21 protein-coding genes are annotated in these 17,471 nt (G+C 61.0%); 18 read left to right on the forward strand and 3 right to left on the reverse strand.

The window, feature by feature from the left end:
* Positions 1-63: 63 nt before the first annotated feature.
* The 18 genes from J6497_RS03150 (at position 64) to J6497_RS03235 (ending at position 14,973) form a co-directional block, all read left to right on the forward strand.
* Positions 64-510 (forward strand): hypothetical protein, encoded by a 447-nt coding sequence (locus tag J6497_RS03150; protein WP_225702734.1) that lies wholly within the window; start codon positions 64-66, stop codon positions 508-510.
* 1 nt (position 511) lies between these two features.
* Positions 512-1,873, forward strand: coding sequence for a MotB family protein (locus J6497_RS03155; RefSeq protein ID WP_225702735.1), 1,362 nt, complete (start codon positions 512-514; stop codon positions 1,871-1,873).
* Positions 1,870-3,057, forward strand: coding sequence for a chemotaxis protein (locus tag J6497_RS03160; RefSeq protein WP_225702736.1), 1,188 nt, complete (start codon positions 1,870-1,872; stop codon positions 3,055-3,057). Before J6497_RS03155 ends, J6497_RS03160 begins: the two co-directional genes overlap by 4 nt.
* Positions 3,054-4,265: a flagellar hook-length control protein FliK gene (gene fliK, locus J6497_RS03165; protein ID WP_225702737.1), complete on the forward strand. Its 1,212-nt coding sequence runs from the start codon at positions 3,054-3,056 to the stop codon at positions 4,263-4,265. Before J6497_RS03160 ends, fliK begins: the two co-directional genes overlap by 4 nt.
* A complete protein-coding gene (locus J6497_RS03170) occupies positions 4,219-4,788 on the forward strand; it encodes a transglycosylase SLT domain-containing protein (protein ID WP_376708154.1) in 570 nt (189 codons plus the stop codon). Before fliK ends, J6497_RS03170 begins: the two co-directional genes overlap by 47 nt.
* Positions 4,789-4,866: 78 nt before the next feature.
* A complete protein-coding gene (locus J6497_RS03175; protein WP_225702739.1) occupies positions 4,867-6,105 on the forward strand; it encodes a flagellar hook protein FlgE in 1,239 nt (412 codons plus the stop codon).
* 32 nt (positions 6,106-6,137) lie between these two features.
* The gene (gene flgK / locus J6497_RS03180) at positions 6,138-7,610 is read left to right on the forward strand and encodes a flagellar hook-associated protein FlgK (protein WP_225702740.1); all 1,473 of its coding nucleotides are present in this window, start codon (positions 6,138-6,140) and stop codon (positions 7,608-7,610) included.
* A gap of 4 nt (positions 7,611-7,614) precedes the next feature.
* Complete coding sequence (locus tag J6497_RS03185; protein ID WP_225702741.1) at positions 7,615-8,658, forward strand: flagellar hook-associated family protein; 1,044 nt, start codon at positions 7,615-7,617, stop codon at positions 8,656-8,658.
* 38 nt (positions 8,659-8,696) lie between these two features.
* The gene (gene flaF, locus J6497_RS03190; RefSeq protein WP_225702742.1) at positions 8,697-9,044 is read left to right on the forward strand and encodes a flagellar biosynthesis regulator FlaF; all 348 of its coding nucleotides are present in this window, start codon (positions 8,697-8,699) and stop codon (positions 9,042-9,044) included.
* Between the two features lie 8 nt (positions 9,045-9,052).
* Positions 9,053-9,463 carry a flagellar biosynthesis repressor FlbT gene (flbT, locus tag J6497_RS03195; RefSeq protein WP_225702808.1) on the forward strand — a complete coding sequence of 137 codons (411 nt, stop codon included), beginning with the start codon at positions 9,053-9,055 and terminating at the stop codon, positions 9,461-9,463.
* A 17-nt stretch (positions 9,464-9,480) separates the two neighbouring features.
* A complete protein-coding gene (flgD, locus tag J6497_RS03200; RefSeq protein ID WP_225702743.1) occupies positions 9,481-9,891 on the forward strand; it encodes a flagellar hook assembly protein FlgD in 411 nt (136 codons plus the stop codon).
* Between the two features lie 3 nt (positions 9,892-9,894).
* On the forward strand, positions 9,895-10,161 hold the full coding sequence (fliQ, locus tag J6497_RS03205) for a flagellar biosynthesis protein FliQ (protein WP_027581587.1): 267 nt from the start codon (positions 9,895-9,897) through the stop codon (positions 10,159-10,161).
* A gap of 79 nt (positions 10,162-10,240) precedes the next feature.
* Entirely contained in the window at positions 10,241-12,328 is a 2,088-nt protein-coding gene (gene flhA / locus J6497_RS03210) for a flagellar biosynthesis protein FlhA (protein ID WP_225702744.1), read from the forward strand.
* Positions 12,325-13,074 (forward strand): flagellar biosynthesis protein FliR, encoded by a 750-nt coding sequence (fliR, locus tag J6497_RS03215; RefSeq protein ID WP_225702745.1) that lies wholly within the window; start codon positions 12,325-12,327, stop codon positions 13,072-13,074. The genes flhA and fliR overlap by 4 nt, the downstream gene beginning before the upstream one ends.
* A 7-nt stretch (positions 13,075-13,081) precedes the next feature.
* Positions 13,082-13,486: a hypothetical protein gene (locus J6497_RS03220; RefSeq protein ID WP_225702746.1), complete on the forward strand. Its 405-nt coding sequence runs from the start codon at positions 13,082-13,084 to the stop codon at positions 13,484-13,486.
* 100 nt (positions 13,487-13,586) lie between these two features.
* On the forward strand, positions 13,587-14,003 hold the full coding sequence (locus tag J6497_RS03225; RefSeq protein ID WP_312010205.1) for a rod-binding protein: 417 nt from the start codon (positions 13,587-13,589) through the stop codon (positions 14,001-14,003).
* A gap of 23 nt (positions 14,004-14,026) precedes the next feature.
* On the forward strand, positions 14,027-14,524 hold the full coding sequence (locus J6497_RS03230) for a hypothetical protein (RefSeq protein WP_225702748.1): 498 nt from the start codon (positions 14,027-14,029) through the stop codon (positions 14,522-14,524).
* Positions 14,515-14,973, forward strand: coding sequence for a hypothetical protein (locus J6497_RS03235; protein ID WP_225702749.1), 459 nt, complete (start codon positions 14,515-14,517; stop codon positions 14,971-14,973). Before J6497_RS03230 ends, J6497_RS03235 begins: the two co-directional genes overlap by 10 nt.
* Here the strand turns inward: J6497_RS03235 and J6497_RS03240 are convergent.
* The 3 genes from J6497_RS03240 to J6497_RS03250 all read right to left on the reverse strand — a co-directional run bounded on the left by J6497_RS03240 (position 14,939) and on the right by J6497_RS03250 (position 17,098).
* Positions 14,939-15,652, reverse strand: a complete 714-nt coding sequence (locus J6497_RS03240) for a response regulator transcription factor (RefSeq protein ID WP_225702750.1) — start codon at positions 15,650-15,652, stop codon at positions 14,939-14,941. The genes J6497_RS03235 and J6497_RS03240 overlap by 35 nt on opposite strands.
* A 144-nt stretch (positions 15,653-15,796) precedes the next feature.
* Positions 15,797-15,994: a hypothetical protein gene (locus J6497_RS03245; RefSeq protein ID WP_225702751.1), complete on the reverse strand. Its 198-nt coding sequence runs from the start codon at positions 15,992-15,994 to the stop codon at positions 15,797-15,799.
* A gap of 510 nt (positions 15,995-16,504) precedes the next feature.
* Positions 16,505-17,098, reverse strand: coding sequence for a hypothetical protein (locus J6497_RS03250; protein WP_225702752.1), 594 nt, complete (start codon positions 17,096-17,098; stop codon positions 16,505-16,507).
* Positions 17,099-17,471: the final 373 nt, after the last annotated feature.

Raw genomic sequence — 17,471 nt, forward strand, 5'->3', positions numbered from 1 at the left:
CCGCCTCCGTCCAACGAGGACGATGCGTATCAGCGTGGAAGATCCAACGGCTATGCGACGGCATTGGCCGAGTTCGAGCAGCAACTTGCCGACGAGAAACACAGGCTGAGCATGCAGCTCGCCGAGGAAAGGCACAATCTGCTGAATGAAACGGCTGCCAGGATCGCCGGCGACATCGCCGAAGCCGGCGCGCAGCTTGAAGCCAAGATCGCTGGGGTGACCGCGCGCATACTTGAGCCGTTCATTTCGAACGCGGTGCAAAAGCAGGCGGTTACCACCTTCGTCGAGCAGCTTGCATCGGTCGCCTCCGATGTTCGCCGGCCGGCTTTGCGGGTTACATGCCCTGCTGAACTGGTGGACGTGCTGCGCAGCAAGCTTGCGGTACGCTCGATTGCGGTGGAACTTCGGGCGGCCCCCGTGGCGGAGGTTTCCGTCACCGTCGATCAGGTCTTTCTTGAAACCCAGATGAAGCTCTGGGCGGAGCGATTGAAGTTCGCGGTCCTGAACTAACATGGCCGATCCAGACAGGTCAGAGCTGATCATCGTTCGACGCCGGAGCAGTCTCGACGGCGGCGAATCACACAACAGTGTCTGGAAAATCGCCTATGCCGATTTCATGACCGCGATGATGGCGTTCTTCCTGGTGATGTGGCTCATCAGCGCCACCAACCAGGAGACGCGCGAAAGCGTTGCCAGCTACTTCAACCCGATCAAGCTGACCGACTCGACCCCCGACCGCAAGGGCATCAACGATGCCAGGCGCGTCGATCCCGGCAAGGCCGTGGAGGAAGACAGCCTGCGGCCGAAACCCGAACCGGGCAAATCGGCACAGCAGATGCAGCGTCCGCAGTCGCCGGCGCCGCGTTTCGGTGAAGCGGCGCTTTTCCGGGATCCTTACGCAGTGCTTTTGGAAATTGCCGGCAGTCCTCCGCGGATCGCGGAAGTGGGCACCTCGCTGGATACGACTCGCAAAGAGGGATGGAAGGGCGGCGAGGCCTTCAAAGATCCGTTTGATCCCATCTACTGGCCCATGACGTCGACAGCCCCGGTGGAAAAGAAGGCGCTGGGCAGCAAGGAACTTGGTAACCTGCCGTTCGACGAAGACGCCGCGGCGCTCAGCCAGGGAAAGGGTCCGCGCCCGTCGGAAGGCAAGCCGGACGTCACGGCGGCCCCCATTCAGCGGTCGGATTCAGCCAAGGGGTCTTCGGCGGCGCCTGAGAAGCAGGATACGGCGACGGCGAAGGCGATTGGCCTGTTCGCCGATGATGACTCCAAGAACGATCCGGCCGCCAATCGCGCATCTCCCGCGCAGGGAGAGAAGGGCTCCAATCCACCCGCAGGAGATAATGGCTCGACCGCTCCTCCGGGCGACAAAGGCTCATCCGCTCCGCAAGTCGAAAAGAAGCCTGCGCAGAGCGAGGTGAGCAAGCTGCAGGCCGCCATATCCGCCGCGCTTGCGCCGCTCGGATCGGCGCGTCCTGTTGCCGAGGTCCGCGAGAGCAATGAGGGTCTCCTCATCAGCCTTACGGACGATGTGAACTACGGCATGTTCGCCACCGGGTCGGCCGAACCCACCGCTGGCCTCGTCCGGGCGCTCGACAAGATCACGCCTTTGATATCGCAAAGCCAGGGACTGGTGATTGTACGCGGCCACACCGATAACCGCCCCTATCGATCCTCGGAATACGACAATTGGAGATTGTCGACCGCGCGCGCCCACATGGCTTACCACATGCTGATCCGCGGCGGACTCGATGCACGGCGCATCGAGCACATCGAGGGTTTTGCCGATCGCCGGCCGAAAAATCTGAACGATCCGTCGGCCGCTGAAAACCGGCGGATCGAGCTGTTGATCCGCGCTCCCTTGCCATGAGCCGCGCAGGAACCATCGCCGTCGCGCTGTTCGTTCTGCTCGGCTCAGCTCGCGCCGAACAGGCTGAAGCGCCGCCGCGCGAACCCTATCAGTTGGTCCGGACGCTCCACGCTTTGCAGGACGAAATCGCGCGCGGCAACCTGGACGCGCACAACGCGCAGCCAGCCTTGCTCAAGCGATTGGGCGAGGAGTTTCAGAAGGCCGATCCGCTGGTCTGGAAGGACCCGAGAAACTCGCGCGCCGTGGTGACCTTCCTGCTGAGCGGAGGATCGCCCCAAGTGGTCGATGCGCTGCGTTCCCGCGGCCTGCTCACTATCGATGGGGCGATCCTCGATGGCGCGGTCGCATATGTGGAAGGCAGAGCGGACGACGCCAAGGCGCGGCTTGGCAGCATCCAAGCGCGCGACTTGCCGCCGACCATCGCGGCCGAAGTTGCACTGGTGCAGTCCGCGCTCGTTGCGCAGACCGACTCGAAAGCTGCGATCGAACGGCTCGATGAGGCGAGACTGCTGATGCCCGGAACGCTGGTCGAGGAGGCAGCGCTGCGCCGGGAAATCTTCGTGGCCGGCCAAGTCGATGATTTCGACAAGTTTGAAGCGCTGGCTCAGAAATATTTCCGACGTTTCAGGCATTCGATCTATGCGGGGAATTTTCGACAACGCCTTGCATTGGCTGTTGCGCGCTTCAGCTTCGCGCAGGCATCGGATCGGTTTCCTCGCCTTGTCGCCTTGCTCGATCAACTCGACGGCGCCGGCCAGCGCGGCCTTTATCTGCTGATCGCGCGCACCGCGCTGGTGCGCGGCAAGGTCGAAATGGCGGATTTGGCGGCAGAGCGCGTGCTGGGGCTCACGGAAGAGGGGAGTACCGAACGCGAGCGCGCACGCTTTTATCGCGCGGCCGCGCGCGTGGTGACAAGCGCGCATGAAGAAGCGCTCTTGGACCTGCAGAAGATCGAAGTTGGCCGGCTTCCCGAACGGGATGCTGAGCTACTGAGGTCAGCGCTCGTCGTCGGGCGCAACGTCAGAAAGGCGCTTCCCTCGGCCCCGGCACAGCAGGATCAGCCAGGCGAGGCGCAGACGTCGATGCGTCCGCGGATCGACTTCAGCCGCTCGCTTGCGGCCGTCAATCGGGCGCAGGTCCTTCTCGACGAATCGAAAGAGCAATTGAAGGAGCGAGCTCGATGAACAAGACCGACCCTTTGATGGCAATGATCCGTCAGCTCACAGGCGGCAAGCCAGCTTCGCGCCTCGTTCCCCAGAATGCGATGGTCGCCAAGGACCACAAAGGCAAGGTCGAGGACGGCAAGGGTAATGCCGGCCAGTTTCGTGACCAGCTGCGGGTGATCGCCGAAGGAGCGAAACAAAAGCCGCAGCTCGACATCAAGAGTGTCGATATGGAGCCGGCGCAGGATCCTGAACCGTCCAATCCCCTCACTGACGTGCTGGATCACGCCGCCGGTCGGCCCAGGGATCGGACGCGACGGCAGGCGAGCGAGACTGCCTCGCACCGGCAGACCGGAGAAATCACATCGCCCGCTCCGGAATGGCGTGCGTCCGAGGCTGCGCTCAGTTCCATGATCTCCAGGCTCGATCAACCGCTCTCTTCACGGGATGACGGCGACACTCCGCGCCCAAGCCGGTCGCAAACCCGGGTCGAGCACCGCACGGACCTGATGACGGCGGGTGAGCCAGCGAAATCTCCAAAGGTGGATGTCGCTCCCGAACAGCGTTTTGCATCATCACTCGGTGCCGTCGAAACGCGGTCCATGCCAACCGTGAAGGTCGCGGTACGTGACCAGGAGACGCATTTCCAGCCTGTCGGTCAGCCGATGCTATTGCAGAAGATCGTCGACCGCATCGCTCCTGATCTGGCAACGGCGCCGACCGCGGCCCCTGCGCCTGCGGCCGACCTCGCTCCACCGGACCTGCGTCGGGGGCCGGATGCGCCGGTCAGGATACTGACCCTGCAACTGGATCCGCCAAACATGGGGACGGTGACCGTGAGGATGCGTCTCGCCGGCGATGCGGTCGAGGTGAGATTGTTGGCTGATCGGCCGGAGACAACGCAGCTGCTGCGTGAGGAGCGCGGCGCGCTGATGGATGCGATGCAGTCCGCCGGCTACACCTTCGACATTACGTCGATTGACCATGGCAGCGCGCGCCACCCGACGTCAGGCGGTGGCCATTCTCACACGCAATCGGACCAGCAGCAGTCGCAGCAGCCCCAGGGCGGATCACAGTTCAACAACGGCGCTTCGGAGCGTCAGTCCAGCGATGCGCAAGCCGGGACGCGTCAGAACAGGCAGGGCCATGACCAGTTCATCAAGCCAACCGAGCGTCGCCAAGATGAAGAGGTTGCGGTCGATCGCAATAGCGGTGCTGTCTATCTGTAGCCTGACTACCGTCGCACGTGCCGATGGGCCCTGCGAGCGTGAGATGGCGCGCGCAGCCCGTGCTCACGCCGTGCCGCTTGGGGTGCTGTATGCCGTGGGCCTGAGCGAAACCGGACGCAGGGGCATGCTGAACCCCTATGCGCTCAATATCGATGGCAGGACAGCCATGGCCAGCGACCTTCGAGATGCTGTCTCCCAGTTTCGCGAGGCCAAGAACAAGGGCGCCAGGTTGGTCGATCTCGGTTGCATGCAGATCAATCATCATTATCACGGACGCGAGTTCGCCAGCGTCGAGGCGATGTTCGATCCGGCGAAAAACGTCGACTATGCGGCGCGCTTTCTCAAGGAATTGCGCGCGCGGGAGGGCAGCTGGACCATGGCCGTTGCGCGCTACAACGCAGGTCCGAACAACAAGGTTGCGCAACGACGCTATATTTGCAGCGTGATCGGAAGCCTGGTGGCGAGCGGCTTCGGCGCGTGGACGAGCGGCGCGCGCGCATACTGCGGCGAGCACACGACCTGAGCTAGAGGAACACGGCGCAGACAGCCTCACACAAGGAAGAGCGCCTTTAATGTCATTCACTCAGAACGGAGGTGATGGATGAGTCTGTATGGTGTTATGCGCACCGGTGGCTCCGGTATGAATGCGCAATCCAACAAGCTGTCGACGGTGGCCGATAACATCGCCAACGTTAACACCACAGGCTACAAGCGCGCCTCCACCGAATTCTCTTCGCTCATTCTGAGGAGCGGGTCCGGCAACTACAATTCCGGCAGCGTGGAGACGCATGTCCGCTATGCCATCTCCGATCCCGGAGCGCCGCAATACACGACATCAGCGACAGATCTCATGATCCAGGGCAACGGATTCTTTGTCGTGACCGATGCCGGAGGCACGCCGTTCCTGACCCGCGCCGGTTCCTTCGTGCCGGATGGCGAGGGCAATCTGGTCAATGCGGCGGGATTCTATTTGATGGGTTATGACGTCAGAAACGGTCCGCCCAATGTTGTCGCGAATGGTCTGACCGGCCTCGACGTCGTCAACATCGCGCAAACGGCTCTTCAAGGTAATCCTTCGACCAAGGCAACATTAGAGAGTGCCAATCTCGACGCCAACGCAGCCGTTACCGCAGGCCCGCCCAACTATACCTCCAAGACCTCGATCGTCACCTATGACAATATCGGGAACAAGGTGACCCTCGACGTCTACATGTTCAAGACGGCGGCCAACACCTGGGACGTGCGAGTATATGACAATGCTGCATCGACGAGCGGCGGCTTCCCCTATTCAAGCGGCCCGCTGGATTCCGATACGTTCACGTTCGACGTCAGTGCGACTGGAAAAGGCCGGCTGGCCGCGGCCAGTCCCACCGCCCTCACGTTCACGATCCCGGGCGGTTCGCCGTTCACTCTCGACCTTTCGGCGATGACGCAGGTCGCCGACGACTTCGCCTTCAAGCCGAACGTCAATGGCAATGCTCCCAGTTCGATCGACAAGGTGGAGGTCGATACCGACGGCACCTTGTACGCGATCTACGCTGACGGGACGCGGCTCGCCACCTATAAAATTCCGCTCGCGACGGTGCCGAGCCCGGACAATCTCGTGCCGGAGGCCGGCAATGTCTACTCGGTCGGGATCGACTCCGGAAACGTGCAGCTCGACTTCGCCGGGCGGAGCGGCCTTGGCACCGTCTCATCGGAGACGCTCGAACAGTCGAACGTCGATCTTGCGGCCGAGCTGACCTCGATGATCGAGTCGCAGCGCGGATATACCGCGAATTCAAAGGTCTTCCAGACCGGCGCCGACCTGCTCGACGTATTGGTCAATCTGAAGCGCTAGGCGGCGCCGGCGCATCGTCGGGGCGGGGGCTCATGTCACTCACGGTTGCACTCAGTTCGGCGCGTACGTCGCTCATGGCGACCAGTGCGCAGGCTTCCGTGATATCGCGCAATATCGCTGGCGCCATGCAGGACGGCTATTCGCGAAAGAACGTGCTGCTCGCGACACTGCCGGGAAACGGGGTCTATGTCGCGGGGATCCAGCGCGCCACCAGCCAGGGGCTGTTCTATAACGTGTTGAAGGCGGCCTCGGCCACCGCCAAGCAGGACTCGATCTACAACGGCCTGCAGAAGATCGCAGCCACGACCGTTGACGACCCGCAGCAGGACCAATCGCCCGCCGCGCAACTTGCCAAGCTGAAGAGCGCCCTGCAGCAATATGCGACGGCACCGGACAATATCACGCTCGCACAAACGGCGGTAACGGCGGCCAAAGGTGTCGCCGCGGCGCTCAATGACGCGACGAAGACGGTTCAGTCGGTGCGGGCCGACGCCGATGCTGACATGGTGTCATCGGTCTCGACCATCAACCAATTGCTGGCCCAGTTCAAAACGGTCAACACCTCGATCGTCAAGGGGACCATCACCGGAAGCGATATCACCGACTACCTCGATATGCGGGACAGCATCCTCTCCAAGCTGTCGCAGGAAGTCGGCATAACCGTCGCCACCCGTGCCAACAACGATATGGTCATCTACACGGATTCAGGCGTCACGCTCTTTGAGACCAACGCCCGGTCGGTCACGCTCGACCCAACCTATGCCTACACGGCGGGCGCCACTGGAAATGCGGTCTACATCGACGGCGTGCCCGTCAGTGGTGCATCCGCCGTGATGCCCATCCATGGGGGAAAGCTCGCGGGCCTTGCCGCGCTCCGCGACGATGCCACTGTTACCTATCAGAACCAGCTTGATGAGATCGCACGCGGCCTGATCGAGGCCTTCGCGGAGAGAGATCAGACTGCCGCGGCGCTGCCCGACGTGCCCGGACTTTTCACCTACCCGGGCGCCTCGGCCATGCCGCCATCGGGCGTCATCGCTTCGGGGCTCGCCGGCACCATCTTCGTCAATCCTTCGGTCGACCAGGGTGCCGGAGGCAATCCGCTGCTGCTGAGGGACGGCGCTATCTCCGGCAACGTTGCCTATCGGTACAACACGGGGGGCGAGGCCGGTTTCTCGGATCGGGTGCAGCAGCTTGTCGATGGCATGGCCGCAAGCCGGCCGTTCAGCCCGCTGGCGCTGGGAAAGCCGAATGCGAGCCTGATCGACTTCGCCGGATCGTCGGTGAGCTGGCTGGAAGCTCAGCGCAAGAGCACGAACGATGAAGCGACTTACAGCCAAACGCTGCTGGAGCGAAGTGCTGAAGCGCTATCCAACGTCAGCGGCGTCAACATGGACGACGAGATGTCGTTTATGTTGCAGGTTGAGCGTACGTTTTCTGCCTCGTCGAAATTGATCGCGACGGTCGACGAGATGTTGAAAGATCTTCTCGCGGCGGTGAGGTAACGGTATGGCTACGACGTTCATTTCGAGCAGCGCGATCTCGACGACCTTGCGCATCGCGGCCATGAAGAGTCAGGCTGCGATCGCGCAGGCGACGAAGGAAGCGACGAACGGCCGCTTTGCCGATGTGGGCCGCGAACTCGGCGCTCTCGCTGGCCGCGATGTGACACTCAGGGCCGAGCTGCTCGATCTCGACAAGCTCGTGGACACCAATGCCCTTATCGCCGGACGGCTCGACATATCGCAGCAGCGGGTGGGCGAGCTGATCAGTACGGCGCAATCCTTCCAGAAGGACTTGTTTGCGGCCCGCAATTCCGCCGACGGCGGCAACGTCATCCTGCAGCCGTCGCGCGCTAACCTCGACAGCCTGATCGGGGCGCTGAACGTCACAATGGACGGTCAATATCTGTTCGGCGGCATCAATACGGGCGTGCAGCCGATGACCAGCTACACGGCCGGTTCGGCCAGCAAGAATGCCGTCGATGCCGCGTTCCTGGCCAATTTTGGCTTCACGCAAAGCGCTTCGGCGGTCTCGAGCATCACCCCCGCAGCGATGCAGAACTTCCTGGATACGACATTCAAGGCGCAGTTCGACGATCCTGCTTGGGGTGCAAACTGGTCGACTGCGTCCGATCAGGTGATGCGGAGCCGGATTTCGACGACCGAGACCATCGACACGTCGGTCAGCGCGAATGAGCCGGCGTTCCGCAAGCTGGCGATGGCCTATACGATGCTGAGCGATCTTGGCACGCAGAACCTCAACCAGGCCGCGTTCCAGGTGGTGGTCGACAAGGCGACCGAAATCATCGGCGATGCGATCAACGACCTTGCTGGCGTCGGTGCCAAATTGGGAACGGCCCAGGAGCAGACGACCAACGCCACGAACCGCCTCAAGATCCAGAGCGATCTGGTCACGAAGCAGGTCACGGCGATGGAAGAGGTTGATCCGGCGGAAGCGTCTGTTCGCGTCACAAACCTGAAAAACCAGTTGGACATGTCGCTGGCGCTCACGGCCCGCATCCAGCAGCTCAGCATCCTCAATTATCTCTGATCCACGACCCCGTCAGTAACCAGCCGGCTGCGAGTTCAATGACATTATCCAGTTACGACGCGGTGATCGAGGATAGCGGGCGCGAGGCGCGTGCCCGCGAGCAACAGGCCTTGAACCACGGGATCGATCTATTGAGGCGCCTGCAGGCCGGAGACCTTGCGCCACCGGAGGATGCGGAGGCGTTGCTGTTCATTCGAAGGCTCTGGGCGTTCTTCGTGGAGGATCTCTCCAGCGCCCGCAATGGGCTTCCTGAAAAGTTGCGCGCCGACCTTATCTCGATCGGGCTGTGGATCATCAGGGAAGCAGATCGAATTCGGCAGCAGAACTCCAGCGACGTCACGGAGCTTGTCGCGATCAACGTCATGATTCGAGACGCGCTCGCATGAAGAAGCCGATCTGTATTTCGCTGCGCGGCGGCGAGCGGATCTATGTCAATGGAGCTGTGCTCCGCGTCGATCGCAAGGTGACCCTTGAGCTGATCAATGACGTGACTTTTCTGCTCGAGAGCCAGGTCATGCAGGTCGCGGACGCGACGACACCGCTGCACCAGATCTATTTCGTTATCCAGCTCATGCTGATGAGCCCTCACGACGTCGAAGAGGCGAAAGCGGTCTACCGGCAGCAGCGATCCGGGCTGCTCGCAGCCATCGAAAACACAGAGATCATGGACGGCCTGGAACAGATCGAGAAGCTGGTCGAATCGAAACGATACTATGAGGCTTTGCGCAAAATTCGCGCTCTGTTCGAGGTCGAGCAGTTGATCTTGACTGGCGGCAATTTGCCAAGGCCTGTCGAAGTCGCGTGAAGCATCAGGAGAGCGATATGAATGTTGACAGCGTGGCTTCTTCAAACGCGACGGCGAACAAGAACTCCGAATCCTCGTCCGCGTCGGCAACGGTGGACTACAATCAGTTCCTGCAGCTCCTGATCGCGCAGATGAAGAATCAGGATCCGACCAATCCGACAGACATGTCGCAATATATGAGCCAGTTTGCGCAGCTATCCGCTGTCGAACAGGCAATCCAGACGAATGCCAAGCTCGACACGCTGCTATCCTCCAGCGCGCTGGCCCAGGCCGAAAGCCTCGTCGGACGCACGGCTGCATTTACGACCCCCGAGGGCGAGGATGTAAGCGGCAAGATCATGTCGGTGAGAATCATCCAGGGCGGAGCCGTAGCGACACTCGACAATGGTGTCGAGGTGCTGCTTGGACCGGGCATCACGATCAGCTGAGCCATGAACGAACGCGACGCCCTCGACATCGTTCAGCAGGCGATCTGGACCATCATCGTGGTCTCAGGTCCCGCAGTCGGGGCCGCGATGATCGTGGGTATCCTGATTGCGCTGCTGCAGGCGCTGACCCAGGTACAGGAGATGACGCTGACGTTCATTCCCAAGATCGTGGTCATGCTGATCGTGGTCGCGGTCTCCGGCTCGTTCATCGGCGCGCATATCTACGCCTTCACCGAATTGCTCTACTCGCGGATCGAGCACGGATTCTAAAGGCGAGGCACGGTCGCCACCACCTTCGCGCAAGCTAGGCGCTGCAAGGTGCTGATATGATGGTGTCGCAGGAATCCCCATGGCTCAAGCACTAAGCCCAGCTCTCCCGAGCGAGCGTCGGATTGGCGCCGACGTTGCCTTTGCGGTCGGCATCGTCGCCATCCTGACGATCCTGGTCCTGCCGGTTCCCTCGGTCCTGATCGATGTCGGTCTCGCCTTCTCTATTGCGCTTTCCGCCCTGATCCTGATGGTGGCGCTGTGGATCCAGCGTCCGCTCGATTTCTCGGCCTTCCCGACGGTGCTGCTGATTGCCACCATTCTTCGTCTCGCGCTGAACGTGGCGACGACGCGGGTGATCCTGTCGCGCGGGGCGGAAGGGGAGCACGCGGCCGGTTATGTGGTGGCAGGATTCTCGAAGTTCGTGATGGGAGGTGACTTCGTCATCGGACTGATCATCTTCGCCATTCTTGTCACGGTCAATTTCGTCGTGATCACCAAGGGCGCCACGCGTATCGCGGAAGTCGGCGCGCGGTTCACGCTCGATGCGATCCCGGGCAAGCAGATGGCGATCGACGCGGATTTATCCGCCGGCCTGATCGACGACAAGGAAGCCCAGCGTCGGCGCAGGGAACTCGAGGAGGAGAGCGCCTTCTTCGGCGCCATGGACGGCGCCTCGAAGTTCGTCCGTGGTGACGCCATCGCTGGTCTTATCATCACCGCCATCAATATATTCGGCGGGATCGTCATCGGCGTGACCCACCATGGTCTGCCGCTCGCGCGTGCCGCCGACGTCTTTACCAAGCTCTCCGTGGGGGACGGACTCGTATCCCAGATCCCGGCCCTCATCGTCTCCCTTGCGGCCGGGCTGCTGGTCTCGAAAGGCGGCACGAGAGGTTCGGCCGAGCAGACGGTGCTCAAACAGCTCGGCGGATATCCGCGCGCGCAGTCGGTGGCCGCGCTCATGATGTTCGTTCTCGGAATGCTGCCGGGCCTGCCACTGCTGCCCTTCGCGTTCCTGGGCGGCGTGATGGCGTTCATGAGCTACGCGCTTCCCCGCCGGCAGGCGGCAAGACGGCAGCAGGAGGAGGCGTTTGCGGCGCAGGAGCGCGAACGAGCGCAGGCCGAATCGAAAGAATCGATCAAGGAATATCTGAAGACGGCGGACGTCGAGCTCTGCGTCGGCAGCCAGCTCGCGGTTCAAATGCTGCATGCGCACGGCGAGCTTGCGCATCGTGTCAGCAAGGTACGTCGCCGCTTTGCGACCCAATACGGGTTCGTGATTCCCGAAATCAAGTTGACGGACGATATGTCCGTTGGGCCGAAAAGCTATCGCATCAAGGTACACGGCACGATCGTGGCGCAGCATGAGCTTCGCATCGGCGAGGTCCTCGTGCTCTTCGATGGTGTTCGCAGGCCGGACGTGCCGGGCGATGAGACGGTGGAGCCAGCCTTCGGCATGAAGGCAATGTGGATCCCTGAGACTTTCCTCGAAGAGGTCAAACGGGACGGCTTCAAGGTTGCGGATAACATTTCCGTCCTACTCACCCATTTGAGCGAAATCATCCGCGGCAACCTATCGCAGCTCCTTTCCTACAAGGACATGCGGGCCCTGCTGGACCGTCTCGATCCGGAGTACAAACGGCTCATTGAGGATATCTGTCCGTCGCAGATTTCCTATTCCGGCCTGCAGGCGGTCCTCAAGCTGCTGCTCGCCGAGCGCATCTCGATCAGGAACCTGCATTTGATTCTCGAAGCCATTGCGGAAATCGCGCCTTACGTTCGCCGCGCCGAGCAAATCGCAGAGCACGTTCGCATGCGCATCGCGCAGCAGATCTGCGGCGACTTTGCCGACAACGGAGTACTGAAAGTGCTTCGGCTTGGAAATCGCTGGGATCTCGCATTCCATCAAAGCCTGAAACGCGATGCCAAGGGCGAGATCGTGGAATTCGACGCCGATCCCCGCCTTGTCGAGCAGTTCGCGGCTGATGTCTCCACTGCGGTTCGAAAGGCAATGGGCCAGGGCGAAAGCGTCGTGCTCGTCGCGCCCCCCGAGGTGCGTCCCTATGTTCGCATGATCACGGAACGAATGTTCCCGACCCTGCCGGTGCTGTCGCACGTCGAGATCGCGCGTGGTGTCGAAGTGAAGTCGCTTGGAGCAGTTTCTTGATCGCGAGCGTATCAGGCTCCGTGCTGGCCACATTTCTGATCTTCTGCCGGGTCGGCACCTGCATGATGATCGCGCCCGGATTCTCCCGGTCCAACATTCCGGTGCAGGTCCGGCTGTTTCTGGCCATCAACGTCACGCTGATGCTGGCGCCGCTGCTCGAAGCCACCGTACGTCCCATTGTGGAGACGGCCGGAACGCCAGCCATCGTCCGCGCGATCATGTCTGAGCTGGTGATCGGCCTCCTGATCGGCCTGACCGCCCGGGTGTTCTTTCTCGCCCTGGAAACCATGGCCACGATGGCTGCATCCGCGATCGGGCTCAGCGGAATAGCCGGAACCGCCGAAGACGGCGAACACATGCCGGCTCTTGTGCCATTCATCACATTGCCGGCGATCGTGCTGTTCTTCATGACCGATCAACATTGGGAGCTGCTTCGCGGCCTCATCGGCTCCTATCGTGTCTGGACGCCGGCGGCCGGCCTAAGCGGCGAGACCGGGCTCTCCGAGCTCACCGATCATCTTTCACAGGCGTTCATCCTGGCGCTCAGGGTGGCCAGCCCGTTCGTCGTTTACGGGGTCATTGTGAACCTCGCGCTCGGGTTCGCCAACAAGCTGACGCCAAGCATACCCGTCTATTTCATCTCGCTGCCCTTCGTGCTCTTCGGCGGCCTTATGCTGGTCTATCTCACCAGTCGCGAACTCGTGCTGCAGTTCACCATCGCATTTTCATCATGGCTGGCCGGTTGATCGACGCATGAAATCAAGGGATCGCAAAATCCGTCGCATTGCGGCTGTGCAGGCGAAGATGCACCGCCTCGCACAATGGGAGCTGATGGAGTGCAATGCGAAGGAGCACGCACTGCAGGAGCGGCAGCGTCGGATCATCGAGGGTTTCAACGACGGCACCGGAGTGCCGCCTTTGGCGGCACAAACCGCGGGGCAGAACCTGAGGACCGCTAGCGTCGAGCAGGGGGTGCTCGCCAAGGCAAAGGAGCGTCTCGCCTCGCACGCAATGACCGAGGCGCGCAAGCTGAAGCAGGTGCTCCGGATGGCCGGAACAGCCGCGCGGCTGGCGTTTCGAGAGCAGGAGAAGCGCGTCCTCGAGGAAATAACTGAAACGGCAGCGAAGCGGCCGGCCGAAAGAAATGCAGGCCAATGAAACAAGTTCGGATCGCCAGGTGAGGCACAGCATGACGGTCACTCCCGTACCGGATCTCATTCTCGATGTAATGGAGGCCGCAGATCCGGTCTCACAGCGCATGGCGGCCGGCAAGCTCGAGCGCGCATCGTCCGCAGGCGGCGAAGAGTTCGCCGCAGCGATGGACCGGAAGATCGAGGCAGGCGCGTTGGAACGAACCGCCGCGTCTGCGCAGGGCATGGACGCCTCGCGCGGCGGCGCGATCGACGGCAGCGGGCACGCCACGATCATCAAGAAGGCAGATACCGATCGCGCCGTCTATCGAAAGTTCGAAGCCTTTGTCCTGCAGACATTCGTCGAGTCGATGCTGCCGCAGAACGCAAGCGAGGTTTTCGGCAAGGGAACCGCTGGCACGATCTGGCGTTCGATGCTGGCTGAGCAGATTGGCAACGAGATGGCCAAGGGTGAGGGGATCGGGATTGCCAGGCAGTTGGCGAAGGCACGGCACGCTGCCGATTCCGCGACCGGTAAAGGCTAGTTTGCAGCAGGATGAGCGCAGCGATGAATCAGAATCACGAGCAGCAAGAAACGTCGGAAATCCTCAAGGTGCAGGAGGAGGCTATTTCGGGGGGAGGCGATTTGCCGGCGCTGTCACAACAGGCGTTGCCCGGGCCAACGGATGCGCAAGATACTGCCGCTCAGTGGCTCGGAACAAACTCCAATGCGTTGAATGCGATCGAGCGGCTCACGGCAACCATTGACGAGGAAACAGACAAGCTTGAGAGCCGGATGCAAGTTGATTTTGAGTCCTTCAGTCAACGCAAGAATCGCGGCCTGCTTGAATTGACAAGGGCCATGCGCGTGACGCAGGGGATCGAGTTCGACCCGCGCGTAGTCGCCCACTTGACGCGCCTGCGCGCAGGCCTCGTCAGAAATCAAGCCGTATTGCAAATGCATCTCGATGCCGTCCGCGAGGTCTCGGCGATCATCGCGAGGTCCATCCAGGAAGTTGAATCGGACGGCACATACTCATTGATGGGGCCGGGCGGATGCAAATAGTCAGGCTGTTACTGGCAGGCGTCTGGGCTTGCATCGTTACGGTCGGCGCAAGCCTGGCCCTGTCCTATTGGAAGGAGGGACATGCCGCGCCTGCCACCAAGCAGGACTATGCGGGTGGGCTCGTCTACGAGAAGACCAGGGTGATCAACGTGCCGATGATCGCAGAAGGCAGCGTGCAAGGCTACATCGTTGCACAGTTTGTCTTCACAGCCGATGCAACAGTCCTTCGCCAGCTTCCGGTGCCGCCTGAGGCCTTCGTTGTGGATGAGGCATTTCGAAACATCTATTCCGATGAGAATCTCGACTTCAAGAATCTCTCGCGGCTCGACCTCGCCCACTTTGCGCGCACGGTCAGAGAGCACGTCAACAGGCGTCTCCAGGCTGAAGTCCTGCAGGACGTGCTCGTCCAGGATTTCAATTATGTTTCGAAGGATCAAATTCGCCGTTAGACCGTCTTCTTAAGTCGTCGAGCCGGTATCCCATGTAGCGCTTTGACTCGATCGGATCGTAGCCGAGGTGGTTGCGGAGCTTCTTGCGAAGCTTGCTCACGTGCCCCTCGATTACGTTTTCGTCAAAGCTCGAGTCGAAAAGACCATAGATCGCATTGAAGAGCTGGGTCTTTGTAAGCCACTTTCCCTGGTGCCCGACCAGGTGTTCGAGAATGCGCAGCTCGCGACGCGGCAAGGCCAGCGTTCTGCCGCCGATTTCGGGATACCGGCCGTCAAGGAAGACGCGGATCAGGCTCGTTGGCGTTTCGGCTGATTGCCCGACAGTTCGCCGACGGATGACGGCCGTACGAACCAGTATCTCGCGAACGTGGATCGGAATATGAACGACGTCGTCGACTCCAGCTTCGAACAATTCGATCGTATCCCTGAGCTGCTTCAGGTTGTTCAGGGCGATGATCGGTGCGTGAGATCTGTTGCGAATGCTCTTGGGAATGCTGGTTCGGTCCGAGCAGTCGCCGAGGATAAACGCGCCGATTGCCATTACGTCATTGCCGACGGCGGATTGCAGCCATTCGCGAAAATCCTTCGATGAGAAGCCGATCGATACGACGCCTTCGCGGTCAAAGCCCGCTGCGTAGCCCCGTGTAACGGTCTCGCGATCATCGATCACGATGAACATGTGGATGCCCCTGTTTGCCCTAGAGTGTTGTTGTGGAATCGAGCAGGCGTGCTCGCTCCGCTTGGTTACGCAAAACAACAGGTACTGACACGACACAAGATACTGAGACCGAAACACGCGCGTCTGGTTCGCCCGAGAGCTTGATCAGGTGCGGGTGGTGCCGCCGTTCGCGGCGATGAGGAAAGCTGCCGTGGTGATGCTGCTCGGCAATCTTTTGGAATTCCTCAGCACTGTCTTTGCAGTTGCAGTTCGGTCTCTATACATCCGACCGTCGTTGCGGCGAGAAGCGAACAGCGTCTTGTTGTTGAAGGTCACATCAAGAATGAACATCTGCTCGTGCACTGTCGAATCGGGACACGTCCATTACGTCGAAGTGCCGTCTGATCGTCAAGCAATTGAACTAAGCATTTCATGCGAGACAACTCATCAGCGAGTGAATGTTGCTTTATTGAAACGCCAACTCGTCAGATTTGTTTGAATACTTGGCATTTCACTCCTCTAAGTTGAGACGGGAGTGCATAGCTTTCTGTCGGTCAGAGCACCACGAGTGGGGATCATCGTCATGGAACTGTCGTAGAAGGTGTTCGTCTTTCGAAGAGATCGTTTTCGACGAACGTCAAACAGCCTCTTCGATAGTTGGGCAACGTTGCCGTGCGAAAATGGCGTCGAAGGCGTGCGCATCGACATGCAGCTTGTGGAGCGTGCGGCGCGTTTACGGCGTGAGCGGAATCTGCGGAAAGCGGGAAGGTGCAGTGCCGGCATTGCCACTCCTGGCATGCCAAGCACTGCACGCAATCGGTCACATCGGGGCGCGTAGGTCGGTCCATGCGATCAGGTCGCACAGGAGCAACATCAGCGCACGGAAACAATGATGCCCTTGCTGGTCAATACTTGCCAGCCGCCGTTCTCGCGTTTGATCTCCTCGATGCGGCCCAGGTTCGGCACATCCTGGCCCTGTGCAACCTCGATTACACCTGTTTGTCCTTCAAGAATGGCAACGCCCTCGTAGGCGCGCCGCACGCGCCAGCCCTGAATTATCTCTTGTCGCGCAGTGGCCGGCCGCGGCTGAATGGTGCCGGTGACTTCAGGGGATGAAACTGCCGCCACGGTTCGCGCAACCTGCGGCTTTTCCTCGGCCATGCGGTCGATCTTTGTGGCCGATAACGACTGATCTCTTTCGACGCGCTCGACGCTTTGGATCAGGCGGCCAAATCGGTCGCTCGTGGCCCTGTTCGTGGCGTCCAATGCTGTGCGGCTCGCCGCGACGTCGCCTGATAGGGTTGCAACAGTGCGTCGCAGTTGCGACATCGCCTCACGCAGGTTGCGGAGCTCGGCATCCGATGCTGCGTTGATGGCAATGGGCCGCAAGAGCAAGTAGGCCACACCGCCGATGGAGATGAGAGAGGAGATCGCGACGATCATCGCAAGCGTGATGAACGGCGCCATCCATGTCCGTGGCTGCGGCTTCTTGACGACGAGTGTGGCAGCCGGGATGGGCGCACGCGCCTTGGGCCTGACGGGCTCTCCGCGGGGCTTTGCGCGTGTGCGCTTCAGAGTCGCGAGCGCCTCCTGGGCAAGCAGCTCGTCAACGGTAGCTGCGGCCACACGAGGGGCGGCGGCTCTTGCCTTGTTGCCCGGTCGCGTCTGCGGCGCTTCGCCCTTGCCCGCGTCGGTGGAGGGCGGTTGCGAGGCAGTCGACGTCGCTGGGGCTGCGGTCTCGTTGGTTGCTGGTTCGGCCATGGTTTGTCGGCGCACAGGCAAATCTGATTTGCTGGATATCACGCGAACCTTACGTGAAACCGACGTCCCCTAAGGCCAA

It is taken from the genome of Bradyrhizobium cenepequi (assembly GCF_020329485.1).
Taxonomy (GTDB): domain Bacteria; phylum Pseudomonadota; class Alphaproteobacteria; order Rhizobiales; family Xanthobacteraceae; genus Bradyrhizobium; species Bradyrhizobium cenepequi.